This is a genomic window from Lacrimispora sp., assembly GCF_036758025.1.
GTDB lineage: Bacteria > Bacillota > Clostridia > Lachnospirales > Lachnospiraceae > Lacrimispora.
The window spans coordinates 41,573-68,090 of the sequence record NZ_DAIOXM010000022.1 but is presented as its reverse complement, the minus strand read 5'-3'; the positions used below and the strand labels follow the sequence as shown (position 1 = coordinate 68,090).

23 protein-coding genes are annotated in these 26,518 nt (G+C 44.5%); 4 read left to right on the top strand and 19 right to left on the bottom strand.

The window, feature by feature from the left end:
• Positions 1 to 5: 5 nt before the first annotated feature.
• Positions 6 to 923, bottom strand: a complete 918-nt coding sequence (locus tag V7M78_RS16925; protein ID WP_333651545.1) for a carbohydrate ABC transporter permease — start codon at positions 921 to 923, stop codon at positions 6 to 8.
• 211 nt (positions 924 to 1,134) lie between these two features.
• On the bottom strand, positions 1,135 to 2,478 hold the full coding sequence (locus V7M78_RS16920) for an ABC transporter substrate-binding protein (RefSeq protein WP_333651544.1): 1,344 nt from the start codon (positions 2,476 to 2,478) through the stop codon (positions 1,135 to 1,137).
• Between the two features lie 261 nt (positions 2,479 to 2,739).
• Between V7M78_RS16920 and V7M78_RS16915 the strand changes: the two genes are divergently transcribed.
• Genes V7M78_RS16915 through V7M78_RS16905 form a run of 3 tightly spaced genes read left to right on the top strand, consistent with a single transcriptional unit; the run spans position 2,740 to position 7,286 of the window.
• Positions 2,740 to 4,503, top strand: coding sequence for a sensor histidine kinase (locus V7M78_RS16915; RefSeq protein ID WP_333651543.1), 1,764 nt, complete (start codon positions 2,740 to 2,742; stop codon positions 4,501 to 4,503).
• Between the two features lie 30 nt (positions 4,504 to 4,533).
• The gene (locus tag V7M78_RS16910; RefSeq protein ID WP_333651542.1) at positions 4,534 to 6,168 is read left to right on the top strand and encodes a response regulator; all 1,635 of its coding nucleotides are present in this window, start codon (positions 4,534 to 4,536) and stop codon (positions 6,166 to 6,168) included.
• A gap of 2 nt (positions 6,169 to 6,170) precedes the next feature.
• Positions 6,171 to 7,286: an anaerobic sulfatase maturase gene (locus tag V7M78_RS16905; protein WP_333651541.1), complete on the top strand. Its 1,116-nt coding sequence runs from the start codon at positions 6,171 to 6,173 to the stop codon at positions 7,284 to 7,286.
• A 116-nt stretch (positions 7,287 to 7,402) separates the two neighbouring features.
• Here V7M78_RS16905 and V7M78_RS16900 read toward each other — a convergent pair whose 3' ends face one another.
• From V7M78_RS16900 to V7M78_RS16840, 13 genes are all read right to left on the bottom strand, one after another.
• The gene (locus V7M78_RS16900; protein ID WP_333651540.1) at positions 7,403 to 8,038 is read right to left on the bottom strand and encodes an NUDIX hydrolase; all 636 of its coding nucleotides are present in this window, start codon (positions 8,036 to 8,038) and stop codon (positions 7,403 to 7,405) included.
• An 89-nt stretch (positions 8,039 to 8,127) separates the two neighbouring features.
• Entirely contained in the window at positions 8,128 to 8,814 is a 687-nt protein-coding gene (locus V7M78_RS16895; protein ID WP_333651539.1) for an RpiB/LacA/LacB family sugar-phosphate isomerase, read from the bottom strand.
• A 32-nt stretch (positions 8,815 to 8,846) separates the two neighbouring features.
• Complete coding sequence (locus V7M78_RS16890; RefSeq protein WP_333651538.1) at positions 8,847 to 9,842, bottom strand: aldo/keto reductase; 996 nt, start codon at positions 9,840 to 9,842, stop codon at positions 8,847 to 8,849.
• Between the two features lie 2 nt (positions 9,843 to 9,844).
• The gene (iolC, locus tag V7M78_RS16885; protein ID WP_333651537.1) at positions 9,845 to 10,867 is read right to left on the bottom strand and encodes a 5-dehydro-2-deoxygluconokinase; all 1,023 of its coding nucleotides are present in this window, start codon (positions 10,865 to 10,867) and stop codon (positions 9,845 to 9,847) included.
• The gene (locus V7M78_RS16880) at positions 10,864 to 11,313 is read right to left on the bottom strand and encodes a PTS sugar transporter subunit IIA (protein WP_333651536.1); all 450 of its coding nucleotides are present in this window, start codon (positions 11,311 to 11,313) and stop codon (positions 10,864 to 10,866) included. The genes iolC and V7M78_RS16880 overlap by 4 nt, the downstream gene beginning before the upstream one ends.
• 13 nt (positions 11,314 to 11,326) lie before the next feature.
• The gene (locus tag V7M78_RS16875) at positions 11,327 to 13,291 is read right to left on the bottom strand and encodes a BglG family transcription antiterminator (RefSeq protein ID WP_333651535.1); all 1,965 of its coding nucleotides are present in this window, start codon (positions 13,289 to 13,291) and stop codon (positions 11,327 to 11,329) included.
• A gap of 24 nt (positions 13,292 to 13,315) precedes the next feature.
• Positions 13,316 to 14,200 (bottom strand): class II fructose-bisphosphate aldolase, encoded by an 885-nt coding sequence (locus V7M78_RS16870; RefSeq protein ID WP_333651534.1) that lies wholly within the window; start codon positions 14,198 to 14,200, stop codon positions 13,316 to 13,318.
• Between the two features lie 31 nt (positions 14,201 to 14,231).
• Positions 14,232 to 15,338 (bottom strand): PTS fructose transporter subunit IIC, encoded by a 1,107-nt coding sequence (locus V7M78_RS16865; protein WP_333651533.1) that lies wholly within the window; start codon positions 15,336 to 15,338, stop codon positions 14,232 to 14,234.
• Positions 15,339 to 15,379: 41 nt separating this feature from the next.
• Positions 15,380 to 15,688 (bottom strand): PTS fructose transporter subunit IIB, encoded by a 309-nt coding sequence (locus V7M78_RS16860; RefSeq protein WP_333651532.1) that lies wholly within the window; start codon positions 15,686 to 15,688, stop codon positions 15,380 to 15,382.
• A gap of 260 nt (positions 15,689 to 15,948) precedes the next feature.
• A complete protein-coding gene (locus V7M78_RS16855) occupies positions 15,949 to 16,752 on the bottom strand; it encodes an ABC transporter ATP-binding protein (protein WP_333651531.1) in 804 nt (267 codons plus the stop codon).
• Positions 16,752 to 17,789, bottom strand: coding sequence for a FecCD family ABC transporter permease (locus tag V7M78_RS16850; RefSeq protein WP_333651530.1), 1,038 nt, complete (start codon positions 17,787 to 17,789; stop codon positions 16,752 to 16,754). Before V7M78_RS16850 ends, V7M78_RS16855 begins: the two co-directional genes overlap by 1 nt.
• The gene (locus tag V7M78_RS16845) at positions 17,786 to 18,832 is read right to left on the bottom strand and encodes a FecCD family ABC transporter permease (protein ID WP_333651529.1); all 1,047 of its coding nucleotides are present in this window, start codon (positions 18,830 to 18,832) and stop codon (positions 17,786 to 17,788) included. The genes V7M78_RS16850 and V7M78_RS16845 overlap by 4 nt, the downstream gene beginning before the upstream one ends.
• 2 nt (positions 18,833 to 18,834) lie before the next feature.
• Positions 18,835 to 19,881: an ABC transporter substrate-binding protein gene (locus V7M78_RS16840; protein WP_333651528.1), complete on the bottom strand. Its 1,047-nt coding sequence runs from the start codon at positions 19,879 to 19,881 to the stop codon at positions 18,835 to 18,837.
• 213 nt (positions 19,882 to 20,094) lie between these two features.
• On the opposite strand from V7M78_RS16840, the gene V7M78_RS16835 reads away from it, so the two are divergent.
• Positions 20,095 to 21,111 carry a LacI family DNA-binding transcriptional regulator gene (locus V7M78_RS16835; RefSeq protein ID WP_333651527.1) on the top strand — a complete coding sequence of 339 codons (1,017 nt, stop codon included), beginning with the start codon at positions 20,095 to 20,097 and terminating at the stop codon, positions 21,109 to 21,111.
• 122 nt (positions 21,112 to 21,233) lie between these two features.
• On the opposite strand, the gene V7M78_RS16830 is transcribed toward V7M78_RS16835, so the two are convergent.
• From V7M78_RS16830 to V7M78_RS16815, 4 genes are all read right to left on the bottom strand, one after another.
• Entirely contained in the window at positions 21,234 to 22,160 is a 927-nt protein-coding gene (locus V7M78_RS16830) for an AEC family transporter (RefSeq protein ID WP_333651526.1), read from the bottom strand.
• Between the two features lie 62 nt (positions 22,161 to 22,222).
• Positions 22,223 to 22,921: a histidine phosphatase family protein gene (locus V7M78_RS16825; RefSeq protein ID WP_333651525.1), complete on the bottom strand. Its 699-nt coding sequence runs from the start codon at positions 22,919 to 22,921 to the stop codon at positions 22,223 to 22,225.
• 178 nt (positions 22,922 to 23,099) lie between these two features.
• Complete coding sequence (locus tag V7M78_RS16820) at positions 23,100 to 24,275, bottom strand: glycoside hydrolase family 88 protein (protein ID WP_333651524.1); 1,176 nt, start codon at positions 24,273 to 24,275, stop codon at positions 23,100 to 23,102.
• Positions 24,276 to 24,371: 96 nt separating this feature from the next.
• Complete coding sequence (locus V7M78_RS16815) at positions 24,372 to 26,396, bottom strand: DUF2264 domain-containing protein (protein WP_333651523.1); 2,025 nt, start codon at positions 26,394 to 26,396, stop codon at positions 24,372 to 24,374.
• Positions 26,397 to 26,518 lie beyond the last annotated feature (122 nt).

The window sequence follows — 26,518 nt, the reverse complement described above, 5'->3', positions numbered from 1 at the left end:
CCTCCCTACATCATATCTTTGGACCACTTTTTTTCACCTGCAAACTGTACCAGGGTAATCACTAATACAACAGCAAACAAAATAATGGCTCCCGCACTTGCCGGGCCTAACTGCCAGCTTGTAAATGCCTTTTCATAAATGTAATTGACCAGTGTCTTTGTGGCATTTCCCGGTCCTCCGCCTGTCATGACGTAAACCAGATCAAATACTTTAAAGCACTGAATGGTCAGCATAATGAGCACGAAAAATGTGGTGGGAGTCAGCATGGGAACTGTGATATACCAAAGCTTCTGCCATCCATTGGCTCCATCCATGCCTGCCGCCTCATAAAGTGAACCGGAGATTCCCTGAAGGGCTGCCAGATACACGATCATATAGTATCCCATATATTTCCATACGCTGACCACGGAAATAGCTACCATAGCCCATTTTACATCAACCACCCACCTGGGGGGCTTGGAAATCCCGATAAATTTCAGGAATTCATTGATGGGGCCGAAATCAGGCTGGAACAGCATATTCCACACCGCACCCACTGCTACGATGGAAGCAATGTAAGGGAAATACAAAGCCGTACGGAAAATGGCGATTCCCTTTAACTTGTTATTCAAGAGAACTGCCAGCAAAAGTGCCAGTACTAATGTGGGCAGTACTGTAAGCAGTGCATACTGAATGGTATGGAAAAATGACTGGACAAATATTTTATCTCCGAAAATCTGCTGGAAGTTCTTAAAACCTACAAACTCCATGGGAGCCTGGGAACCATCCCACTTCATAAAGCTTAAAACGAATGAGAAAATCACCGGGATAAAAACAAATATGGCATATCCGATTAAGTTTGGCAGAATAAAGGAATAACCTATCAGGTTACTTCGGATAGCCTTTCTCTGACGTGATGTCAATCCTTTTTTATTTTCTTTCATGCAGGATTTACCTCCTTTTCACCTGTTTGCTTATAAGGGAGAATCCCGAAACGGGATTCTCCGCCTGCGGCGGGCTGCACCAGCAGCATCTTCCGTTCCGCCGCAGTGCGATCCTCACGGAGTGTTTTTGTATCATAGGACGCACTTTCCTATGATACAAAAAGAGCGCCTTGTTCAGTTGATTAAACAGGCGCTCTCCAGACTGTAATAATTACCAGCCTTTGATCTCTGCTACACGTTCGTTCAGTTCTTTGATTCCATCATCAATGCTGTACTGCTTGATCATGATCATTTCGTGAACTTCATCAAGCACCTTACGAATTTCTTCGATCTGAGGATCTAAAGGACGGTCAAATGAGTAGTGTGTATAAGACAGCGCTTCTACATTCTCTTCTCCCTCTGGGAAGAATTCTGCTGATGCTATGGTCTTTAAGGATTCCTCTGTCTGGATTCCGGTAAATACGCCCTGCTGTGCCAGAATGTTTGCAGCTTCTTCGCTGGAAGCGAACTTTACAAAATCCCAGGATAATTCAGGCTCATCAGTATAAGCACTGATTCCGATTGGTGTAAGAGCACCTACGGTGTATCCTGCTTCTGTGTCAGCCGGATGAGGAATTCTTGCAACACCCCAGTTAAAGGAAGTTTCATCAGCTGCACGAGACTGGATCATAGTTGCGATGAACCAGGTACCCATAGGCATCATAGCTGCCTGCTGATTTTTAAATACAGAAGAATAGTGAATATTTGCAGTCTTTAATGTGGAATAATCCTGGATAACTCCATCATCCTGAAGCTTAACGGCTGCCTCATACCATGGCTTTACAAAGGAGTAATCCTTGTCAACAACGGTGTGCTTTCCATCCTGAACAGCCCAGTTGGTAACAAGTGCCTGCCAGGTGTGGTTGTGAGCTCCGTATACTTTAGCGCTTCCTTCTCCGGAAGTCATCTTAGCTGCAAGGTCATAGTACTCTTCCCATGTCATATCATTGGAAGGATATTCTACTCCTGCTGCATCGAAAAGGTCTTTGTTATAGTATAAAACGTACCAGTCAGAACGGTAAGGAAGACCGTAGGTCACTCCGTTGTACTGAAGCTGTTCTGCTGCACCGTTGTATACGGATAAGTCAAAATTGTCGGTTTTCATAAAATCATCCAGAGGAAGAAGCTGTTTCTTGTCTGCCATCTGAAGCATGGAACCCATATCCTTTACCCAGATGATATCCGGGTCAGGCTGTGCTGCGGATAAGCTGATTCCCAGAGAGTTGTTGTACTCATCTGCTGATGTATCAATGATCTTGATTTCCACGTCAGGATTTGCTTCTGTATAAGCATCAATCACTGCCTGGAACTGTGGTGATGTGTCATTATCCCAGGTTGTAACAGAAAGAACTTTCTTCTCTCCTGAACCCCCTGCTGTTGTTTCTTCGGTTTTCCCAGCTGCTGTTGTCTGGTCTGCTGCAGTAGTTTCTGCTGTTTTTCCGCCGCCGCATGCAGTTAAAGATGTCATTGCCATTCCGGCTGCTAATGTGATAGCTAAAATCCGTTTTAACCTCATAATACTAAAACCTCCCTTTTTTGTAAGAAACACATAACCATGTGTTCGTTATAATGCAATGTTACCAGAATTCTATTCTAATCTAAATGAACGATTTGCATAATTCTATTATTTTTTTCGACCCATACTGTTTATACTTATAAAAAAAATATACTTTATTCAGATTTTTATATTTATTTAAGATTCATTTTGATTTCATTGAATTTCTGCTGAAGAAAAGATATGATAGGATTACATTAAGGAAAGAAAGGAATTCTGACCATGCCCCGCACCTTTCAATACAAGCTGCTCTTATATAATCTGCTGGTCGTCATAAGCATTGCCTGCGCCGTCAGCTTTTATAACTACCATTCCTACTACAGGGATGCAGTTCAAAATGAAACTGAAAATTCCCTCAGCCAGATCCAGATTCTATCCGACCGGATGGAGGTGGCTTATGAAGAAATGGTCAATATCATTGTCACCTGCGCGGAAAGAAAATCACTGTTTTCCGCTCCGGCCATCAAACGGTCGGAAAACGGCGAATTATCTTATATCAGCGTATATGCCTCCGATGTGCTGAAAGACCTGTGCGCAATTTCAGGCTACAGCAAATACATTTACAAAATCGCATTATATAATAACGGTGTGATTCTGCAGGCTGGATTTGCATACGGTTCCCACAACGATGTCAATGAAATTACCAGTGCTCCCTGGTTTTACGATCTGCTTTCCAAACAAAACACCCAGTATCTTCTCTCTCTGGAGGACAACCCTTTTTCCGTCACAAAATACAACACACCCAAGCTTCTTCCACTGTTAAGGCCTTTAAAATATGCCTCAGTCAGGAATCCGGAGGATGCATGGGTTTTTATAGCCATTTCTCCCCGTCTGTTTTCCGATACAATGGAAAGTATGGGGAAAAGTCAGATTCTTTATGCGGCAACCTCAGACGGAACGATCATTTCTTCCGTCAACGGGGACTCCTTTGATGTTTCCGGCTTAATGGAAACCTTAAAAGGCACCAAAGAAACCGGCGGCAGCTTCCGCACGAATTTGGATGGGAAGGACTGCATCATCTCCTACCAGAAACAGTCGATCAGCGGCCTGATTTTCTTTCAGATTCTTCCCTTATCCAGCTTGAATCTGGATCACGGCGTGATCAGAGGCACGATTTTCCTCATATTCTTTTTCTGCATCACCATAGGACTGACCCTGTCCTGGTTCATATCCAGGCAGTTAAGTGCGCCTATCGGTCGGTTGAAAAAACGGCTGCAATTTATTTCTCTGGGAAACTTCGAGTCGGACCAGACCATTGAAACAGACGATGAGATCGGCAGCATTGGAAAACAGATCAATCAGATGTCCAACCGGATATCCGGCCTTTTGGAAACCAGAGTCCAGAGCGAGAAGGAAAAGAAGGACCTTGAAATCAAAATGCTTCAGGCCCAGATCAACCCGCACTTTCTCTACAACACCCTGGATTCCATCAAATGGATTGCCATTATGCAGAAAAACAGCGGCATTGTCCAGGTTGTAACCGCCCTTTCCTCTTTGCTTAAAAACATGGCAAAGGGCTTTAATGAAAAGGTGACTCTCCGTCAGGAATTGGATTTTCTCCAGAATTATGTTATTATAGAAAAAATCAGGTATATTGAACTCTTTGATGTAACCACCCAGGTTGACGAGGAAAAGCTGTATGATGCCAAGATTGTAAAGCTGACCCTTCAGCCCATTGTAGAAAATGCCATCTTCAGCGGAATTGAGCCCAGCGGAAGAAACGGGCTCATCGAGATTCATGTTTTTGCTGAAAACGGCGTGCTTTATCTGACCGTCAAGGACAACGGCATCGGCATATCTCCTGAAAATATGGAAAAGCTTTTAACCGATACTTCCCGGGTGACAAGAAGCAATATGAGCGGAATCGGTCTTCCAAACGTAGACCGGAGACTGAAGCTGGTCTATGGGGATGATTACGGGCTCACCATTGAAAGTGAGCTGGACCAGTATACTATGATTACCATTGCCCTTCCTCTTGAATTTTAAGAAAAGGGTTTTTAGAGGGGAATTTATTGCATGTACCGAATTATTATTATTGACGACGAACCGCTGATTCTGGCCGGGATTGCCTCCCTGATCTCATGGGAGGACTATGACTGTACCATTATCGGAAAGGCCACCAACGGCCCTGCTGCCTATGAAATGATCAAGGAACTGAATCCTGATATTGTTATTACGGATATCCGGATGCCTGTGTTAAGCGGACTGGAGCTGGTGGAAAAATGCAAGGCTGATGACTTGAACTTTGCATTTATCGTACTGACTAATTTAGAAGAATTCCATCTGGTAAAAAAGGCCCTCTCTCTGGGGGCCTCCGATTACCTGGTGAAAATTGATTTAAACGAAGAAGCTCTGATAGCCGCATTAAACAGGGCAAAGGAAGCCTCCGAGCTGCTGGTCCACAAAAAGAACCAGCTTTACGGCAGCGGTATGAAATACAGCCAGGAAGGCCCGGCAAAGACCGCCTTCCGGCAGCTTTTCTTTCAAACCGGGGAAATAGAGGAAGTTCCAAAAGAGGTGGCAGAACAATATCCGTTTCCTTTCCTCATTATGTTTTCCCTGGCTCCTATTTATGTAAATTTCGATACCAGCGGAGAGCGTTACGATCTGCCTTCTGTCAGCAAGCAGCTGATGGATATTCTGGGCGGAATTGCAGGCAGGTGCTTCTTTCACCACACTGTGCTGGAATACCGCCAGGACACCTTTTTGCTGACTGCCTCATTAAAAGACTCCTCAAAAGGGGAGGCTGGTTTCCAGGAGGCTGTCAGGGATTTCTGCCAAAAAATGAGCGTGGCCTTAAAGACTTATTTTGAGCTGTCTGCAGTCTATGGAGTCAGCAGCTTGAAAAAAGAGGTGGCAGAGCTTACCGAAGCTTTGGCGGAAGCCTCCACTTCCCTGGAATATTATTACTTTGATTCTTCATCAAGGGTCATCTTCTACGAAGGCCAGACTCTTCATTTCAGCCAGGCCAAAAAGTTTAATATCAATGTATTTAAAAAAGATTTGGCTGCTTTTATCAGCCAGAATGACAGTGAAAAGCTGGCTGCTATTTTTGAAGAAATCATCACTTTATTCCGGGACAACAAGCCCAGCAAGGAACAGGCTACCAGTGCCTGTATCAATGTCTACACTTACCTGTACTCTTTTTTTGAAACAGGGGATGACAGCTATGAGGAAATCTTCCCTTATACCATAAACATCGCCGACCAGTTAAACCACTTTAACAGCCTGGAGGACATTCTGGAATGGCTTCACAGCTTCTGTGAAAAATTATGCCGTCTTTTGAAAGACCGGAAATCCACCCGCTCCGACAAGCTGGTGGACATGTCCAGAGCTTATATCAATGAACATTACACGGAAAAGCTGACCCTTACGGATGTTGCGGAAGCCTTAAATATCAGTTCCGGACATTTGAGCAATACCTTTAAAAAGCTGACCGGAATCACACTTTCCGACTACATCGCCCAGGTGAAAATCCAGCACGCAAAGGAGCTGATTGACACCCACCAATATCTGATGTACGAAATATCCGACCGGCTTGGATTTGATAACCCCTACTATTTCAGCAAGGTATTTAAAAAGGTTACGGGAATTTCACCGAGAGAATACGAAAGCAGAGCCACCCACACACTTACCAATGAAAGGAATTAGCCATGCCTCCAGTCAATCTTTTAATCAAGCCTTCTTCCGGCATGTGCAATATGAACTGTCATTACTGCTTTTATCACGATATTATTGAAAAGCGGGAGCAGGCTTCTTTTGGGTTTATGTCGGAAGAAACCTTAGAAAACGTCATAGCAAAGGCTTTGGATTACGGAGACACCTCCTGCACCATAGCCTTTCAGGGAGGGGAGCCTACGTTAATCGGCCTCCCCTTCTTTGAACGGGCCGTGCAGCTGGCAAAGGAATACAACCATAAAAATATGGAACTGCACTTTGCCCTCCAGACCAACGGCTATAACCTGGACCCGGAATGGGCCCGTTTTTTTGCCAGAGAGCGTTTTTTGATCGGTGTTTCGGTGGATGGTACCATCCATACCCATGATGCTTTCCGGAAAAACGGAGCAGGGGAAGGCACATTTTTAAACATTATGAAGACCATTGACCTGTTTAACCAGTATCAGGTGGATTATAACATTCTTACGGTGGTAAACCGGAAAACGGCCCCTGCTATTCAGAAGATTTACCAGTATTACAGGAAAATGGGCTTCCAGTATCTTCAGTTCATTCCCTGTCTCGACCCTTTTGGCGAAAAATCCGGGGAAATGGAATACTCTCTTACACCAAAGATGTACGGACAGTTTCTGTGCGACCTGTTTGACTTATGGTTTGAAGATTTCAAAAACGGAAGGGAAGTCTTTATCCGTCAGTTTTATAATTATATTTCTCTCCTTTTGACAGGAAGAGCCGAATCATGCGATATGAATGGGTTTTGCAGCATTCAGTATGTCATTGAATCAGACGGGGAGGTCTATCCCTGTGACTTCTTTGTACTGGATGATTATAAGCTGGGGAATTTAAACAATGCCGGGTTTAAGGAAATTGATGAAGCCAGGATGAAAATCGGATTTCTGGCAGATGATAAACTTCCTGACAGCCAGTGCCGGTCCTGCTCCTTCTTTCGCTTATGCAGAGGCGGATGCTTCCGCCACCGGATCATGTCAGGGGAAGAGGTTCACTTAAATTATTTCTGTGAATCCTACCGGATGTTCTTTGATCACTGCCTTCCCAGGCTTAACCAGATTGCCCAACACTTGAGCCGCCGCTAAAGCTGGGGCTCAGGAATAAAGAGGGCGTTGCAAAAAAAGGAACGCTGCTCCACAGATGACTTTTTATCTGTTTTGCAACGTTCCCTTTGACTGGAATCCAGCTATTTCACACGTTTCTAAAAATTCTGATCCGGTTCTGAATCCAAATCATATTCACTGATCAGATTCACAGCCGATTTTGCCATCAGTGCTGTCATCCCCCACAAAATCCAACCTTCATACCTGTAAAATAAAATATCATAGGTACCTTTTACCCATGGATATTTTTCTCCTCCAGGTATCCAATCATAGGGAAAGTCTTCCTGAGGCTGGGAAACCAGCCTGCTGACATACTTTTCCGGAGATTGGGAGAAGAAATAGGAAAGGGGGATTTTTATAATTTCAGCCACTTCATCGGTGCTGAAGGTATCCTCATAATCCCTTATAAAGCCGATAAAGGGATGAATCATTAAATTAAAGGGAGACACATAGATATCCCCCGGTCCAAGGACCTCAATCTGGTCCGGGCTGACCTTAAGTTCTTCTACCGTCTCCCTCACTGCACATTCCTGCAGGGTTTCTCCCGGTTCCAGCTTTCCCCCTGGAAAGCAGATTTCCCCCGGCTGGTGTCTTAAATTTCCTGATCTTTTTTCAAATACCAGATAAGTGACTCCTGAAATAAGGACCATAGGAATCAACACTGCATACTGCCTGAATTTTCTTTCCCCTATGATTCCAGGATGCCGCATTGAAAACGCATCTCTCTTTCCCATAATGGTCTCCTTTAAATGATATCAGTATTTGCTCCTATATGGATTTTACACCAATATCTCCGGAATCACAATGGATAAGAATTTTCTGTTTATTCTGCATTATTTGCAGATGCAGCCGCCTGGTCTACAAAAGCTCTGATTTCCTCATCAATGCACCCTTCATAAAAGCAGTCCAGAAACCTTGGGATCATGCATTCCTTTACCAGTTGGGGATCAAGGGCTTTTAAGGCTTCCAGCAATGGTTTAGCCACCTGGTTTTTGACCTCAAAAAGAAGGTTTGCATTCCTGTTCTGTGCCTCTTTCCTTCCCTCCGGATATCCCATTCCTTTGGGCGAACCAAAGGCCCTGGCAAAAATATTGTTTAAGTTCAGCTCTCCTCCCCAGCCAAAGCCCTTTGCAAAGGGAAGGGACAGGGCGTTTCCGTTATTGATCTGCAAAAACAGATAGGCATCCGTAGGTTCAATGCAATAGCCGCACACAACTCCCGGATACATGTTCAGGGACATCAGGGCTCCCTGTCCGGTTCCGCAGCCGGTGATTACAAAATCAACTGCCCCTGAGTTTAAGAGAAGTGCTGCCTGGATTCCCAAATGCAGATAAGTAAGCCTTGGATTTTCCTTTGTATAAGCCTCCGGCACATCCTGGTCTGAGAGAGGTTTTTCCATGGCCACATTGTACACCTGATGACCCAGCGGCTCTGCCGTGGATTTTAATTCTTTTAATATGATTCCGTTCTTAGGTGCCTGGCTGAATTCATTTAATAATGCGATTTTCATTTACTTATATTCCTTTCCGTCTGTTTTGTCATCTATATTTGTTTTCTTATGGCTTCATCCGCATCCCTTCTCATCCGGAGAAAATCTTCCTCAGATAAGGGAATGTCCATGGATTTTGCGGTATCCTCGATCTGGGACAGCTTTCTGGCTCCGCAAAGCACGTTGATATTGGGGGAAGCCATGGAATTCCATTTGATGCAGAGGTTTGCAAAGGTACACCCGTATTTGTCGGTCAGATCCTTCCAGCCTGCCAGCATCTCATTAGCTGTCCTGATATTTTCCGGCCTCCACCACACCTTTCCTTCCCTCACATCTCCCTTTTTCGGTATGTAATCGTCGGAAACCTTCCCTGCAAGAAGCCCCTGCTCAATGGGGGAATAGGTCTGCAGGGTGATTCCCCTTTCTTCGCAGAAGGGAAGCAGTTCTGGCTCAGCCTTTCGGTCCAGGATGCTGAACTTTTCCTGAATAGCATCCAGCCCGCCTGCCGCCTCATAATCTTTAAGAACAGCCGTATCCACGTTGGAGGCGCCGATGGCCCGGATCTTCCCCTCCTTCTTCATCTTCAAAAGCTCTCCCATGGTTTCTGCCACCGGAACCATGCCGTAGGTTTTGCATTGCCAGTGTGTGTAATAGATATCGATGTAGTCTGTTCCCAGAGTTTTCAGGCTCAGTTCCAGATCTCTCCGTATGGCCCTGGGGGACAAATCCCTGCGTATGGTATGGCCTTCCTTTGTGGTATGAACCTCTCCCCCGTCATCATACCACTGGAGGCCGCATTTGGTGGAAAGGATGACACGGCTGCGGTCCGTCTGTTTTAATGCCTGCCCTATTACCTCTTCGCTGTGCCCAAAGCCGTAAACCCTGGCCGTATCGATCCAGTTGATTCCCAGTTCCAGACCTCTTAGAATGGTTTTTACTGACATTTCATCGTCATTGCTCCCCCACCATTCCCCTCCTCCGATGGCCCAGCAGCCCAGGGCAAAACCATTGGTGCTGATTCCTGATTTTCCTATTTCTCTCATTTCCATGATCAAGCCTCCGATCTGGCAATCATTTCACCGTACTGTTCCTTTTTTTCCTTTATAAACTGCTTCAGCGCTTCTATGGAAGGCATGTCAGGGCTGCATCCATGGGAAGCAACCAGCATGGAAGCGGAAGCAGATCCCAGTTCCAGACAATCCATGATCTCCATGCCTTCAAAAAGTCCGTAGAGAAAGCCGGAGGCATATCCGTCTCCTCCGCCGAATCCCTTTAGGGCATTGACCGGGAAGGGACGGATGGAGTAGGATTTGCCGTCCTTTGTATATGCTGTAGACCCTTCCTTCCCATGCTTGATGACAACAATGGACGCCTGTGTGCCGCACCAGTATCCGGCGGAAGAACTGTCACTTCCGTCCAGTCCCAGGAATTGCTCCGTTAAATCATATTCCTCCCTGGAGCCAAGGATAATGCTGCTGTCTCTTGCAACGGTGCTGTAATATACCCCAATCTCATCCTGGTTCTTCCAGTTGTAGGGGCGGTAATCTATGTCAAATATAACTTTGATTCCGTTCTTTTTAGCCAAAGCAACCGCCTTAAGGGCTGCCTCCCTGGAGGGACTTGCCGCAAGGGCCGTACCTGAGATAAGGATTGCCTTTGCCTGTACGAGATAGGCTTCCTCAATATCCTCCGGTGATAAAGACAGGTCTGCAATGCCGTTGCGGTACATCAGTATGCTGCTTTTCTCATGACTTAAAATTTCCGTAAAAGTAAGCCCCAGACTCTCCCCGTTTTCACATGTCCTGATATGGGATGTGTCGATTCCCTCTTTCCTGAAATAATCCACTGCAAATTCTCCGAAACGGTCATCAGACACCCTTGCAAAAAACCCGCATTGTTTTCCCAGCCTGGAAAGTCCCACTGCAATGTTGGCCGGAGAACCTCCCACGTATTTCCTGTAGGTCTCACTTTCGGCAAGAGTTTTGTAATAATCCAGGGGATTGAAGTCAATGGCGATCCTTCCAAGCAAGATCAAATCATATTTTTTGTCTTGATCAAAATTTATATATCTCATGAAAATGCCTCCAATAATTCCTCATAGGTGGAAGCAGCCTGCAGTTTTGCCATTGTAGCCTCATTTCCAAGCTTGCCCGCCAGCTCCGCAATCAATCGCAGATGGTCTTTTGCTGCCTCGCTGTCAGAGGGCACTGCAAACAGGAAGAACAAGTCCACAGGCTCCTCGTCATAAGACTCCCATTCCACCATCCTTTCTGTTCTCCCCACTGCAATCCCTACCTTATCCACAAAGTCCGACTTTCCATGGGGAATTGCAACATGGCCTCCGATCCCTGTGATTCCTTCTTCTTCCCGTAAATATACATCCTTGATGTAGCCTTCCAGGTCTTCCACGTATCCCGCCTTTTTCAGAAGGCCCGCCAGATGGCGGATCACCTCATCCTTATTGCATGCCTTCATGTTTAAATCAATAACATTTTTATCCAGAATCTCTTTTACTGCCATCTTGTTTCTCCCCTTACTTGATAAAATATTGATAGACCTCCAGAGCTGATTCCATGTGCTTCATTGCCTCCATGTTGTCATCATCCTCTGTCAGCAGCAGAAAATCTTTATAAAACTGCTTGGTCCTTTTTATCTCAAATTTTGATGTCATTTTTACTGCAAGCAGGAATACGGTATCCACCATATCCTCATGCCACTTGACCGGCTTATCTAAAATAGCCACTACAATTCTGGATTCATTCACCTCCATCATCATATTACCATGGGGAATGGCAATCCCTCTTCCTATGCTTGTGGTCGTGGCCCTTTCCCTGTCAAAAACGCTTTTCAGATAATTTGGGGTCACATCTCCCTTTTCTTCCAGTCTCTTCACCATCATGGTGATCAGCTGGTCTTTATCCCGGACCTGAGGCCTGACCAGGATCAAATCCACTTCAAACAACTGGTGGCACAGGCTGCTGAACCGGAAATCCGGCCTGTTCCTCAGCCTGGAAACCTGGACTGCTTTCCGGCGTATCACATCAATTTCCTTTTCGCTTATGCGGTCTTCCACTGTAACCATCCTGGCATCTTCCAGATCCAGGCCGGCCCCGTTAATAATGATATCTGTTTCCGGATAAAGGGACAGCTTAAAATCATGGCGGCTGACCACCTGAATATCCGTGATCTCAGGTATACTGTATTTGATCATCTCAACAGAAAGCTGGCAGGCTGCCATGCCCCTCTGGCTGATCAGCAAAGCCGTAAGGGGCTTCCCCTTCTTTCTGCGGATCATAGCAGCCTGGATGTAAAGTGCGATCCCGGCTAATTCATCTTCCGTCACCTGTACGTCGTAATATTCCTCAAATAAGCTGCTGGTGGACCAGGCCGCCAGAAAGGTCTGCTTATACTCGCTCTTCACATACTTGCTGATGCTGTCTCCTGTGACAGTGGAATATTTCATGCGGAATATGGCCGACCTCATATGGATCAGCAGCCCTTCATACAGCAGCCGGTCTTCAGAAAGATCGGTATCCAGCACAGAATCAATGGTTTCTATCACAAGTTTTACAAAGTCCTTTAAGTTCCTGTCATACTGCATGGCATAATCTTCATGATTGATATCGGTAAAGCTTTTCAGTTTTTTGGCAGAAAGCAGCAGCATTGCCAGAAGGATGGTATCGTCTTCCGATAAATCAACCTGGTATTCCCTGCCGATCCTCTGGTAAATGGATTCGGCAAAGGAATATTCATTGTAGCGCTGTATATCTTCCTCCTGCATATTGCCGGAAAGAAGCTCATGGGCCAGGCTTTTGCGGGCAACGGACAGGCATGTCATGATCCAGACCATTTTAAAGGAATTGTCTGCAAGCTCGATCCTCCAGGCATTTTCCGCTTCCACGATGATGCGCCGGATACGGGCCGCATCCACTCCCGGCGCATAAGTGCCAAACAGGGCTTCCATAACTTCCGGCAGCATTTCCAGCATATAATCCTTAATTGCAATCCGGAAGCTGTACTCTTTGCCTTCCAGGCATATTCCTTTGTTCCTTACGGCTTTTATTCTGATATTCCGTTCCTCAAACCACCCTGATATATTTTTCAGCAGGTTGCTGACGGTAGGAGGGCTTAAGTAAAGACTGTCCGCAAGCTGCTGCAGAGTCGCCACATCCTTTGGCTTCATCTTGAGAAGCTTGCCCATAAGCTGTTTATTCCGGTTATCCAGATCCCCGGCAGGGTCTTCCCTCTGTTCCAGACGGCCTTCCAGAATCTTTTTCTGCCGGTCTCCTATCTCCAGCCAGATCCCTTTCCCCTGCCGCTTTTCTATTTTTCCGATTTCCTCTGCCTCCAGCCATTCATCAAGCTGCTTGATCCGGGTCCTCACAGTTTTCTCAGATAGTCCCACATTATCAGCAAGCTGCAGCATGGTATAAATTTCCCCGCTTATCAGGCACTGCAATATTTTGTTGTTATATAATGCGTTCTTATCATCCTTCAAGTGAACACTCCTATCCTTTAAGAATTATTCATTTCCTACCTGTTTTGTTTCTCCGTAAATATATCTGCCGCTGGAACCGATCACTTTCATGTAATCCTTTACAAACTGTTTGATTCCTGCTTCTGCTGCCATACAAAGATGCATATAATCGGTTTCAGGATTCTTATCCAGCTCTTTTAACATGGCCTGTTTGCCTGCTTCAAAGGCATCAGTGCACACATTGATCTTGTTGATTCCTCCTGCCACAGCCTTTTTTAAATTCTCTTCTCCTGAGCCGGAGCCTCCGTGAAGCACCAAAGGTATGTTTAAAGTCTCCTTTAACTGGTGGAGACGATCAAAATCCAGCTTGGGTATCTTGCCCTTGGGATAAGCTCCGTGGGCCGTACCAATTGCAACAGCCAGGGCATCGATGCCTGTCTTTTCCACAAACTCCATGGCCAGGTCAGGATCCGTATACAAATCCGTATGGGCATCCTCTTCCTGGGCAGCCTGACCCACATGTCCAAGCTCTCCTTCCACAGAGCAGCCCTTGCCGTGAGCCAGGGCAGTGATGATGGCCGTGCGCTTTATGTTTTCCTCATATGGCAGGGAAGAGCCGTCATACATGACATTTGTAAATCCCCGGTTGATGCAGTCTGTAATTATGTAGAAATCAGAACCATGGTCAAGGTTTAAAGCAACCGGTACATGGACTCTTTCTGCAAGCTCCCTTATTACCGGAATCATTTCTTCCGCATGAGCATGATTTTTCATCTGCCCCGGTCCAAACTGTATGATGATGGGGGAATGCTCTTCCTCTGCCGCCATAATTCCTGCTCTGGCCATTTCAATATTAATGCTGTTCATGGCCATAACACCGTAATAATTTCTATTTGCATCATCAAGGATTGCTTTCATTGATACTAACATGTTTTCATTGTCCTTTCTATCATTTACAGCTTTACTGGATTTTAATATCCAGATCCAGATCAAATTCTTCCTCTTCTTTTTCCACCTGTTCATCCAAAGGACGCTTAATGACTGCATAGATAACTCCAGTCACCGCAGAACCGATTACCAGGGCAATTAAGAACCAGATGGGCCTTGTCATCATGGGAACAACGAAAATACCTCCATGACCTGCTACGGATTCACACCCCATGCCTACTGCAATGGCACCGGCCACAGCGGAACCGATCATGCTGCTGGGGATAAATCTTGCAGGATCTGCTGCCGCAAAGGGAAGAACGCCTTCCGTAATAAAGCAAAGTCCCATAGGAAGAGCTGTTTTTGCTGTTTCCACTTCCACCTTTGAAAATTTGTCTCTCTTTAATAAGGTTGCAATAAATATTCCTACAGGAGGAGTCATGCCTCCGATGATTTTTGCCGCCATGGGGCCGTTGATTCCATCGGCTCCCAAAGCATTGGCTGCCATGGATGCCGTTTTGTTGATGGGACCTCCCATATCAAATCCCATGCAGGCACCGATCACACCTCCGATTACTGCTTTTGCTCCTCCGTTTAAGGAAATAATCCACTGCTGGAACACATCCATAATAAAAGCAAGAGGGATTGAGAACACGCAAAGGAAAATCATACCACATACCAGAGTTGATATGACGGGAATAAACATAACCGGCATCAGTCCTACGCCCCACTTGGGAAGTTTCCAGGTCTTCATCCAGTTTACAAAGGAGCCGATGATGAATGCCATCAGAAGTCCCCCAAGGAATCCGGCCTTGGATTGGGACGAACAGTAACCGATTACAATACCCGGCACAATACCCGGACGCCCGGCAATGGAGTAGGCCACTCCGGCTGTCATCACTGCCACTCCAAAATCCATTGCTATAGAACCTAACTTGTTCACACCCCACCAAAAACCGATCCAGGAAAATGGATTTAAATTAGAAAATGGTGTTGCCCCTGCCTCTATGGCACTGCCGATATTATATCCGCCAAACCCCTTGGCCAGTGCACTAAGGATACCTCCGCATACAATAATCGGAATCATATAAGAAATTCCTGTCATAACATGTTTTTTAATATCAAACTTTTGTTTTGCCATTGTATTCCCCTCTTTTTCATAGTCTTTTTATACTGTTTCTGCTACTTTCCCATCTTTTCCTGTATCTTTGAGATCACTCCCTTGGGAGATTTCATTACCATGCTGATAGGAATTTCCACTACCGGCTTTCCTGTAAAACGCTCTTTGTTCACCCGTATGTCTGCAGAAATCACAATCACATCCGCCCCCCGGATTTCCTCAGGCGTGAACTCATTTTCCACGCCAATGGACCCCTGCGTTTCAACTTTAATATCATGCCCCAGTTCTTTTGCAGCATTCTCCAGCTTCTCCTTGGCAATGTAGGTATGTGCAATTCCCGCCGTACATGCCGTGATGGCTAAAATCTTCATATCTTTCCTCCTTGCTTATTTGTTGTTATATTGATTTTACCACCTTAAGCAGATCGGCGGTAAATGAAAAGCGGCATTATATTACGGTAAATTTTTGTTTGTTTCAGAAATGCATCATACAAAAAAAGGCTGCGCATTCATGCGACAGCCTTATACAGCTTATAATTACTATATTTATAAAAACCTCTGGGTAACCGCTGACTGCAATCCTATGACGGCGGTACTGTCTTCATACAAAGAATGAACATAGCCTCTCTCTTTTACAGGTCACAAAAATGCCTTCCTATTGGTATAACATATGGAGACTTTGATACCGTATCTGAAATAATACGTGATTTCATGCCGAAAACTTCCATAATCAGCTTTTCGGTAACAATATCTCCGGGTGCTCCCTGAGCGATCAGTTTTCCATTCTTCATTGCATACAAATGATCTGCGTAGCGGGCCGCAAGATTAATATCGTGCAATACCATTACAATTGTGGTTTGTTTGCGCTGATTTAAATCAGCCATTAAATCAAGAATTTCGATCTGATAATTGATATCCAGAAAGGTTGTGGGTTCATCAAGGAATAAAATATCGGACTGTTGCGCCAATGCGGTAGCGATCCATGCTCTTTGTCTTTGTCCGCCTGACAGTTCATTCATTCCACGATTGGCAAGTTCAATAATATCCATGATTTCCATTGCTTCTGTCACTGCTTCTAAGTCCTGCTTCGTCTGCCCCTGCAAAAACTTCTGATGGGGGTATCTTCCGCGTGCCACCAGGTCACTTACCGTAACCCCCTCCGGGACAACCGGATCTTGAGGTAACAGGCCGCAAATCCTGGCAAGCTCCTTGGGATTCATGGATCGGACTGGTTCTCCATCCAGGGTTACCTGCCCTGACTTTGGTGTAATAATTCTGGTCATAGCCTTGAGTAAGGTAGACTTGCCACAGGCATTAGCACCTATAATAACACTGATTTTACCGTTTGGTATTTCAAGGCTCACATCATGTATTACCGTTTTTTCATCATAACCTACAACCAGATTGTCTACTTTTAAAATATGTTCAGATTTCATTAAAATTCTCCATGTCGATTCATACGTATTAGCAAATAGATTAAATAAGGAGCGCCCAGCAATCCTGTAATTATGCCTACCGGAAATCGAATTGCAAATGCCTGCTGCCCGATCATATCTGCTGCCAGAACTAGAACGACTCCAAATAACCCTGCTATAACAGGTGAGGAGTTACCATATCCTGTAATGCGCTTTGCAATTGGCCCGGACAGAAAGGATACAAATGCAATCGGCCCGGTGGTTGCAGTCGCTACAGCTACAAGAATTACAGATGCAATCAGAAGAACTCCTCTTGCCTGGTTCGTATTTACCCCCATAGTGATTGCCGATTCCTCTCCAAGCTCCAATATCTTTAAGGATTTTGAATAAAATAAAATGAATGGTACACATATCACCATAGCCGCCAATAATAAATAAATTGATGTCATTTGTACCCCATTCAAACTTCCGCTCATCCATCGTAATGCACCTGCAATATCATTCTCATTTCCAATAAGAAGGAAATAACTGATTGCCGAATTCATTAAAGCTTGAAATCCAATTCCTACTAATATCAGACGCCCTGTAGAGTACTTTTTTAATTTGGATAAGAGATAAATCAAAATTGCTGTTATGGCTGCTGCCAGAATAGAGCCTCCAAAAACAATGCTTCCTCCGGCATGAAGAATTAATATGCAAAATACTGCACCAGCACTGGAAGCCGATGTAATTCCAATAATATTTGGATTAGCCAGTGGATTTCTCAGCATAGTCTGAAAAACGCTTCCTGCCAGCCCAAAGGAAAACCCAGTGGCTATTCCGGCAATCATCCTTGGCAATCTCAATGTGAGAATGGTAAAAGTCGCATTTTCAATATCTTTTCCGGTAAGAACCTGCACTACGGTTCCCAATGAATAAAAAGTATTGCCAACAGTCATCATAAGTCCGCAGAGAATAACCGCCAGCAGTAAGAGAATAATTTCTACAATCAAATATCTTTTTTTTCTTTTTTTCTGCCCCTCTTCAATAAAAGCAATATTTTGTACATGATTCCTCATAGCTTCGCCCTCATTGCTGTATAAATTAAAACCGGGGCACCTACAAATGCTGTCACTACTCCGACCTCCAATTCTCCCGGATAACTTAACAGACGGCCAATCACATCTGAAATTGTCAGAATCACTGCACCTGTCAGGGCTGATAATGGAATGGTGTAACGTAAATCTGCACCGACAAACAGGCGGATCAGGTGTGGTGCCAGAAGGCCAATAAATCCTATTGGCCCGGCAAGTGCCGTAGCACTTCCGCACAAAATAACACCTGTCAGTGCAGCACAGATACGTACAATCCCAGTACGCACACCTAAACTTGTGGCAGCCTCATCCCCCAGAGCCATTGCATTTAAAGCCGGTGCCAGGGCCATTGCCATAGCAATTCCAATCAGCATAAACGGTGCCAGCAAAGATACATAGCTCCATGTTCCTGCGCCAATACTTCCCACCTGCCAAAAACGATATTCGTTTATCACATAAGAGCGTGGAATCATAACAGCACTAATCAAAGAGATCAGAGCAGCACTGGTTGCTGCTCCTGCCAGAACAAGCTTCATGGGCGTGGCTCCGCCTTTTCCCATAGAACCAATTCCATAAACCAATACAGAGGTGACCATGGAACCAACCAACGCAAGTATAATATATTCACCAGGAGACGATATATTAAGAAAAGCAATCCCGCATACTACAAAAACGGAAGCCCCTGTATTCACACCTAAAATCGATGGATCAGCAATGGGATTTCTTGTGACAGCCTGCATAAGTACACCGGATACCCCCAGTCCTGCTCCACAGAGTAAGCCGAAAAATGTCCTTGGAATTCTCTTTCTTATGACATTTACCCCATATTCTGAAATCCGGGGATGAAATAATGCATCTATTATTTCGTTTAATGTAACCTGTCTGGATCCCAAAACAAAGGACATTACAACAGTTGCAATTAACAAAACCACAATAACAAATAAAGTTATTAAAAAATGTTTAGGCAGAAACAGTGCTTGCTTTCCGCAACTGTTTCTACCATCTTTTTTATTATTTTTAGCTTTCATTTCTACTGAATATTCCCAATTCCTTCTGCAAGTTTCTCCACATACTCATCAATTGTATAATCAAAAGCAAGTGGTGTAACAGTGAGTGCTGCTGATAATGGTGTGCCGTTTTCAATACTGATGATCGCATTGTTCTTCAAAGCAGGGATTTCTTGAAGTACCTCATCTGCCGCTGCTGCTGCATAGGCTGATTCAGAGCTATAACCAATAAGAAAGTCTGCATCATACAGTAAATCTGCATTTTCTGCACTGAGAGAAAGTGAATAACTCCCCTCCTTAATGTACTGGCTTACACCTTCCGGATATGTGAAACCAAATTTGTAAAGGAATTGACAACGGGTATCCTCAGGTGAATATGCATGAAGACTGGAAAGATCCGCTTCGTTAAAGGTAACCCATACAAATTTCTTCCCTTCAAATTCAGGGTGTTCTGCTATCTTCTCTGTAATTGTATCCTGCATATCTGAAATTAAAGCTTTGCCCTCTTCTTCCAGCCCAAGTGCTTTTGCAGTAATGCTTATCCATTCCTCTGTACTGATGGTCCATGCTGTTTTCGGATATGCTACTACTGGTGCGATTTTGCTCAGCATATCATATTCTTCCTGGGTCATTCCTGAATAAGGTGCAAGAATAATATCCGGATTGCTGTCAGAAACTGCTTCATAATCAATGCCATCGGTGTCATGGAATACATTTGGCTCTGTTACGCCAAGTTCTTTTAACTTTTTCTGCGTCCAAGGCAGCATGCCGCTCTCATCCTCAACACCATAATTTGCTGCTGAAAATCCAACAGGTACTACACCAAGAGCCAGTACAACATCCTGATTACCAAATGCTACTGTAACCACTCTTTCCGGCTGTTTCTCAATCACTGTTTCTCCAAATGCATGTTCAATGGTTACGGGATATGCAGCAGATGTGCTCTCCGCTGCTTCACTTACAGATGTTTCTGTCTCTGGTTCACTCGTTACGCTTGTATTCCCTTCCTGGGTTGTCTTTGCATTTCCGCATCCAGTTAAAGCAACCATCATTGCCAGAACTGTTACCATACGAATCATTTTATTTTTCATGGCTCCTCCTAATAATATTCCTTTTTTACTTTTTAGTTAGACGAAACTAATTGAGGCAATTATACTTATCCTTGTTTGTCTTGTCAACATATTTTTATTAATTAAAATATTTTTAGTTGATAGGATTGAAATTTTCATGAAGCTTTGTTATACTTATTTCACTATAATAAACCTTTACAGAGGAGAAGTAATATGGCAACTATGAAAGACGTGGCCGCCAGAGCAGGAGTGTCCGTCTCCACCGTAAGCTTTGTTTTAAATGGCATCTCCAAACAGCATAAAGTAGCGGATACTACTGCAAAAAGAGTATTAAGAGCAGCCAAAGAATTAGGGTATCATATTAATAACCCTCTTGAGTTATCCCCAGATTCTTCTGTCAGGCCAAAAGTGATTGGAATCTTTTTTCCTCAAGAGAATAACGCAATCGATTTGGGAATAATAACCGAGAATATTTATCAATACACTACTCTGCAGAATTTGGCCTGTAATATTATGATTATCCCCTATCAGCTGGAGCAGCTTAATGTGGTAATTAAAAATATTGATTGGAAAACCGTAGATGCAGCGATTATTGTTATTTCCCAATTAAAAGAATCGCTGAAATTAGATGAGTTTTCAGATGAGCTTCCTCTCGTTTTTTATAACTATTCTGATCCCAGATATAATAGTGTATCCTGCAGCTCCACAGAAGCCAGCAAACTGCTTTGTGATATCATCCATACAAAGGAATATAAGGATATTGCAGTCATCAGAAGTGAAAGTTCACCAAGAATCTGCGATTCTTATTTTACACAATTCCTTGAACTATGTGAGCAGTCCGGCATTCCTGTTTCCACTAAAAACTATATTTCTGTAGAAAATTCTTTTTATGGCGGTGCCATTGCTGCAAGAAAGCTTTTAAATTTCAGCAGCCGTCCTTCTCTGATTTTATCTGCAAATACAGTATTGGCACAAGGTGCCATCCCAGTATTTGCAAGAAACAAATTTTTCATTCCTTACAACACAGAGCTTGCTTCCTTTGGACTGGATCAAGATTTATCCTATCTTCAAAATCATATTCCGTCTTTGACTATGGTTGTTATTCCTTCCATGGAGATGTTTAAAATCGCCACAGACCTGGCTTTTGAATTAATAGATAATCCAGAAAAAAAACCAGTTCACCGAATTTGTCAATGTAAACTGATTATTAATGAAAGTTTATCAATTTAAGATTATTTAGATCAATATGTAAATACTTAAAATCCAAACCTTTAAAAGAAAGTCCAGAGATCTCTCACTTTCCTGTTGAAAAAGGTTTGGATTTTATTTATTTCCCATTGTTCTGTTTTACTTTATAACACCATTCCTCCAACCAGCATGACAGCAGGTATGGTAAGCAGTGATAAAATTGTGGTCACTGCCATTAATTCCGAGGCATACCGGCTGTTTTTATTATACTGAAGGGCAAACATGCTGCTGGTAGCTGCACAGGGACAGGCGGCGGCAATTAAAACCGTAATAGCAATGGCCCGGTCCACCTTCACCGCCATGAGAAGCAGCAGGGTAATAAACGGAACAGCCAGAAGCTTTGCAGCGCTGATCATGTAGGTTCTGGGACTCTTTAAACAGGAAAGCAGATTGCTCTCTGCCAAATTCATTCCTGAAATCAGCATTGCCACGGGGGTGTTCATATCTCCTATCATAGACACAGGATTTCCCACCACCTCCGGCAGATGAAAACCTGTCACAAAAAAAAGAATCCCCGCTCCGATTGAAACTGTGGAGGGATTGATAAAATACTTCATGGTGGAAATAAGATTTCCAGTCCTTCCCCTCATGAGAGTAATTCCATGGGACCAGACCAGAATGTTGAATACTGTAATATAGGCAGTCATAAAGAACACGCCTTCTGCTCCCAGAACTCCGCTGATCAGCGGAATTCCCACAAAACCGCAGTTGGAATAAACCACGGACATCCGTTCCACTGCCATATCCGGATTTCCCTTAGACCGGATTAAGAAACCGGAAAGGATAATGACCAGAAAAAAGCTGATTGCTGACAAGCCTGCAGTCATCATCAAACTGATTAACAATGTATTGTTGAATTCAATCTGATAAGATGTGATGATCATACAGGGGGTAATCACATTGAGCAGGATGGAAGACAGCCTTTTGCTGGTTTCCCCGTCAGCCATTCCTTTTTTCAGGATAAGGGCCCCGATTGCCATGATCAGAAACATTTCCATTATTTTATTAACTGTAATATACGCTAGGCTCATTTTTTATGCTTGCACGATGTCCGGCAAATCTCCTCTATCATTTTAATATGGCTGCCAATGGCTTATCTTGGGAAAAAACCGGAATTGGAAACCGGTTCCCCTTCCGCATATAAATGAGACGTATCTCCGGCTCCCTTACACCGGAAGTAAGCCTCTCCCGGTATCCGCTCCTCTGTCTCCAGGGTGGTCACTGAGGAAGGTGCCAGAAAAAATCCCTGCCACAAAAGCGGGGCCGGAATTCCAAGTAAATGAGACAGCATAACACAGATAACGCCAAAGTGACAGAACAGAACAACGGTATCGCCGCTTCCCGGATCTGCCCGGTACATCCTGCCTTCCCTGTGATAGCCGTGTTTTTTCAGAATTTCGTCAAGACCAGCAGCTACATTATCATATTCGGACTTTACAGGTCCTGTTTTCATCTTTTCATTTTCAAACCATAAATCTCTGTGGTAAAGCTCCTCCTGTTTTGTCCAGTATCCGGGCATAAAATCCCAGGGTATACTCTTAGGTTCACCGGCCCTGTCTTCCACCGGAGCATGGAACTCCCGAAGCCACGGCAGTATCTCCGCTTCAGCGCCCAGAGCTTTCAAGGCTGCCTTTGCAGTATCTTTCGCTCTGCCAAGAGGAGAGCAGTAACATGCAGAAACAGGAAGCTTTCCGATCCGTTTGGAAAGCAGGTCAGCTTCTCTAAAACCTTTCTCTGTAAGAGAATCGATGGAATAATCCGGTTCTCCATGTCTTATCAAAATTAATTTCATATGTATCCTCGCTTTTTCCCTGGTTATAATCTTTTCTTAATAATAGCATTTCTGATAAGTAAAGACAACAACACCTTAAAGGGATTGAAAGAATCCTGGACCTGATCAATCATCAGGTCCAGGATTCTTTCCCCACCTCCGGCCCGCTTTCAATGCCGGAGGAAATTAATATTATGATTTACCAGTAAAGCTGCCAGTCCTTGGAAAGCCTGGTCAATGCCTCCAGGTAGTAATAATCGCCCCAGGTATTGCACTCATCCACACCTCTGTTGGCACAGGGATTGTGTTCTGAAGCATGGGCATAGGTACCGTGAAGGAGAAGGCCGTTGGACTGTTCCGGTGACTGTACAGCGCACTCCTTAGCAGCAGCCAGCAAAAGCCGCTTCGCCATGTCTGTGTAATATTCTGCATCTTCTTTTTCCATATACTTGCTCATTTCCAGCATTCCGCATACGGCTGCAACAGAAGCAGAGGAATCTCTGGACTGATCACTGCCGTCGTCAAAGTCAAAGTCCCAGTAAGGAATTAAGTCTGAGGGCAGATGTGTCAGGAAATAATCCGTCACCTTTTTAAATATATCAATGTATTCCGGGTTCTTTACATAACGGTATGCCATGGCACATCCGTAAATTCCCCACGCCTGGCCTCTTGCCCAGGCAGATCCGTCCCGGTGTCCCTGATGGGTCACTCCCCGTACCGGTTCTCCTGTCTGAGGATCAAAAAAGTAGGTGTGATAGGTGGAATGATCTTCCCGTATCACATAATTCATGGCTGTCTTAATATGTGCCTCAGCCTTTTGGGCATAGTCGGAATTTCCTGTCACTTCTGCCGCCCAAAACAAAAGAGGCATGTTTAAGAGACAATCAATAATTAAACGGTAATTATCCGGTGCTCCCAGCTCACCCCATGCCTGGAAAAACTGTCCCTTTTCCTGGAACCGGGCCATTAAATTATCTGCTGCCAGCAAAGCTGCTTTTTTTGCAGTTTCATTGCCGGTCAGCTTATAAGCTGCCACACAGGAGGGGGTATATAAAAATCCCATGTCGTGATGGTTCACATCCACCTTGTCCACAATTCTCTTTAAAAAGCTGTCTACCTGAACCTCTCCTGCCTTTTTAAAGGCTTCCTTTCCCGTAGCTTCATAGGAAAGCCAGATTTCACCCGTCCAAAATCCTGTTGTCCATTCCACATTTTCCGTCTGGGGATAAAAGTTATTCTGGCTGTTGGAATCGGGGAAATACTCTGTAAAATCCTTTAAATTATGCTCTACCAGGCCTACTGCCAGGTCTAAATATTCCTTCACTTCTTTGCCGCTTATCTTTGGATATGTTAAAAGCTGTTCTACTGTTCTCATATTATTACCTCCTGTATGCCGGAATTGGCCGGTTCTTTACACTCTATTTCTACTTTGCATCTTCCTGATATTCTGTCACATAGCTGTTTCAGCCAGTTAAACCATCAGGCGGCCTTCCAGCCCTTCATAATCAACAGTTATAGTCCGTCCCTCCTTCATCACCAATGTAACCGGCCCATAACCTCCATATTGCTGCTTATCTGTAAATTCAATATTTTCAATAGGGAATAACTCCTCATCGCTCCATGAACTGTCATCGGACTTGCTCAGTACAGCGGAAATCATGACATAAGGTTCATATCCATACGTCTTTTCCCTTCTCAGACTTCCATAAGCCAAAAGGCTGCGGTCTGCATCAGGATTTACGCCGGACCGTTCTTTTATCCCGATTTCTTCCCATGCAGTATAAATTACAAACGCCTGCTGAAGATCTTTTTGTTTCATGATAACGGCCTTTGCATTATGGCAGGCTCTCTCTTCTATGACTGTCTCTATCCCATTCCGCTCTTTTGGAAAGCCGTATGCTCCCATGGTCAGGGTAAAGGGCGGCTCCGGTATCCGCATCTTGTCCACCCGGATATGTCCGTTTGCCACGGAAAAATCAGCCAGATCAATGGAAGCCCTGCCCTGGAAATTATACTGGAAATCAAAGTATTGCTTCCGGTATAAGACTCCGTTCTTTACTCCGCCGTACATGATGATGTTGGGAACCTGGGCGTTTTTCTCTTCATGATACAAAAGGCTGTACTGCATAGCTTCTGCCCCCTGGTAATCAAAATCTTCCCATGGAAAATGACTGTTAAATGCAAGGCGGATATAATACCGGATATACTCATCATCCGGCTTAAAAAGTCCCTTTGCAGTCCGAAACTCGCAGGCTCCGCTGCCTCCCTGATGTGCGGATACAATTCCCGGACCATCCATAACGGTTTCTTTAAATTCATCTTCCTTCAACCGGTCCCAGTCCCCGTTTTCTTCCACATCAGTCCAGAAGGGATGATCCTCCGGATAGGTCAGAATCAGAAACGGGTTGGCAATCCAGAAGGGACTTGAACTGCAGCTATAGTCCTGAAGCATGGGAAGGAACTGTCCGTAAAAACCAAGTGTGGGAACCCCGTTTTCAAATACATCTTCTCTGGTGATGAACTGCAAAAGGGCTCCGGAATTAATCCGTCTGGCAAGTCCCGGGCTGACCCGGGTTTCCCTTAACAGGAAAGCAGAGGCAAAAGGAGAAGAGGCTGCATTACGGTAAAGGCCGCTTCTGGCCCACAAGGTCACCTGTGCCTCCTTATCAAACATGGAAGAAAAGACATCTGCCATTTCATTGGCATACTGCTCAATCTTATTTGCAATCCAGGGTTCTCCCTCATATCCGTACCACACATTCCAGATGGGGCCGTATACGTGGAATGCCCATGGAGTATAGTAATCAAACCGATGTCCGTCCCGGTACCAGCCGTCCCCTGTATAATAGGAAATGATGACCTGGGCATGATCTCTCATCAGTTCTTTGTCGATTTCATAGCCTTCTTTATGCAAAAATCCCAGAATCAGCATATTAAACAAACGCCAGTTATGGGGAGTTGTCTTCCCGCAGCCAAATTCCAATAAGTATGCGGCAATAAGGTCCTTTTCTTCCTTCGTATAGGTATCCCATATAGCTTCTCTGCACTGGTCCAATCCAATGACCAGAGAGGCGCATTCACAGGTGTGCTGAAATGCCTTCTCACCGGGCTTGGCTATGGCAAGAAGCTCTTTTAAGTTTAATAAATAATTGGGATTGCCTGGGGTCATTGCCTGCAGAATATGCTGTTTATAATACTCTCCCACCGAAAAACCTCTGATTACTGATTCCGGGCGGTTGTGGAGGAGGGGCGCTGCAATGAGAAAGCTCCTGGCAAGTCCTTCAAATCTTTCTGCGCTGGCTTTCGTAGGAGAACTGCCTGCGTTTGGGTAGCTTACATGAAATTCCGTCCTGGGGCTTAGAGGCTGGTCATCCATGGAGGATAAATTGGAAAAGATTCCATCCAACAGAAACTCACAGGCCTCCAGCCAATGCTTTCTCGTCATGCTGGTATAGGGACTTTTCCCATAATCAGCATCCTTTATTTCAAACTTCATAAAAAGGGACCTCCTTGCAAGAAATCTTATATTGCTTTTTTCTATCCTTATCATATAATAAATATAGTGCAGGTTCTTTGCTGAATCTTGTCTTTTTATTGCGCAATGTGACTATAGGAAAG

Bases quoted from the DNA above. Each gene is read 5' to 3' on its own strand.
- V7M78_RS16925 (WP_333651545.1), bottom strand. From the start codon at position 923: ATGAAAGAAAATAAAAAAGGATTGACATCACGTCAGAGAAAGGCTATC.
- V7M78_RS16920 (WP_333651544.1), bottom strand. From the start codon at position 2,478: ATGAGGTTAAAACGGATTTTAGCTATCACATTAGCAGCCGGAATGGCA.
- V7M78_RS16915 (WP_333651543.1), top strand. From the start codon at position 2,740: ATGCCCCGCACCTTTCAATACAAGCTGCTCTTATATAATCTGCTGGTC.
- V7M78_RS16910 (WP_333651542.1), top strand. From the start codon at position 4,534: ATGTACCGAATTATTATTATTGACGACGAACCGCTGATTCTGGCCGGG.
- V7M78_RS16905 (WP_333651541.1), top strand. From the start codon at position 6,171: ATGCCTCCAGTCAATCTTTTAATCAAGCCTTCTTCCGGCATGTGCAAT.
- V7M78_RS16900 (WP_333651540.1), bottom strand. From the start codon at position 8,038: ATGGGAAAGAGAGATGCGTTTTCAATGCGGCATCCTGGAATCATAGGG.
- V7M78_RS16895 (WP_333651539.1), bottom strand. From the start codon at position 8,814: ATGAAAATCGCATTATTAAATGAATTCAGCCAGGCACCTAAGAACGGA.
- V7M78_RS16890 (WP_333651538.1), bottom strand. From the start codon at position 9,842: ATGGAAATGAGAGAAATAGGAAAATCAGGAATCAGCACCAATGGTTTT.
- iolC (WP_333651537.1), bottom strand. From the start codon at position 10,867: ATGAGATATATAAATTTTGATCAAGACAAAAAATATGATTTGATCTTG.
- V7M78_RS16880 (WP_333651536.1), bottom strand. From the start codon at position 11,313: ATGGCAGTAAAAGAGATTCTGGATAAAAATGTTATTGATTTAAACATG.
- V7M78_RS16870 (WP_333651534.1), bottom strand. From the start codon at position 14,200: ATGTTAGTATCAATGAAAGCAATCCTTGATGATGCAAATAGAAATTAT.
- V7M78_RS16865 (WP_333651533.1), bottom strand. From the start codon at position 15,338: ATGGCAAAACAAAAGTTTGATATTAAAAAACATGTTATGACAGGAATT.
- V7M78_RS16860 (WP_333651532.1), bottom strand. From the start codon at position 15,688: ATGAAGATTTTAGCCATCACGGCATGTACGGCGGGAATTGCACATACC.
- V7M78_RS16855 (WP_333651531.1), bottom strand. From the start codon at position 16,752: ATGAAATCTGAACATATTTTAAAAGTAGACAATCTGGTTGTAGGTTAT.
- V7M78_RS16850 (WP_333651530.1), bottom strand. From the start codon at position 17,789: ATGAGGAATCATGTACAAAATATTGCTTTTATTGAAGAGGGGCAGAAA.
- V7M78_RS16845 (WP_333651529.1), bottom strand. From the start codon at position 18,832: ATGAAAGCTAAAAATAATAAAAAAGATGGTAGAAACAGTTGCGGAAAG.
- V7M78_RS16840 (WP_333651528.1), bottom strand. From the start codon at position 19,881: ATGGTAACAGTTCTGGCAATGATGGTTGCTTTAACTGGATGCGGAAAT.
- V7M78_RS16835 (WP_333651527.1), top strand. From the start codon at position 20,095: ATGGCAACTATGAAAGACGTGGCCGCCAGAGCAGGAGTGTCCGTCTCC.
- V7M78_RS16830 (WP_333651526.1), bottom strand. From the start codon at position 22,160: ATGAGCCTAGCGTATATTACAGTTAATAAAATAATGGAAATGTTTCTG.
- V7M78_RS16825 (WP_333651525.1), bottom strand. From the start codon at position 22,921: ATGAAATTAATTTTGATAAGACATGGAGAACCGGATTATTCCATCGAT.
- V7M78_RS16820 (WP_333651524.1), bottom strand. From the start codon at position 24,275: ATGAGAACAGTAGAACAGCTTTTAACATATCCAAAGATAAGCGGCAAA.
- V7M78_RS16815 (WP_333651523.1), bottom strand. From the start codon at position 26,396: ATGAAGTTTGAAATAAAGGATGCTGATTATGGGAAAAGTCCCTATACC.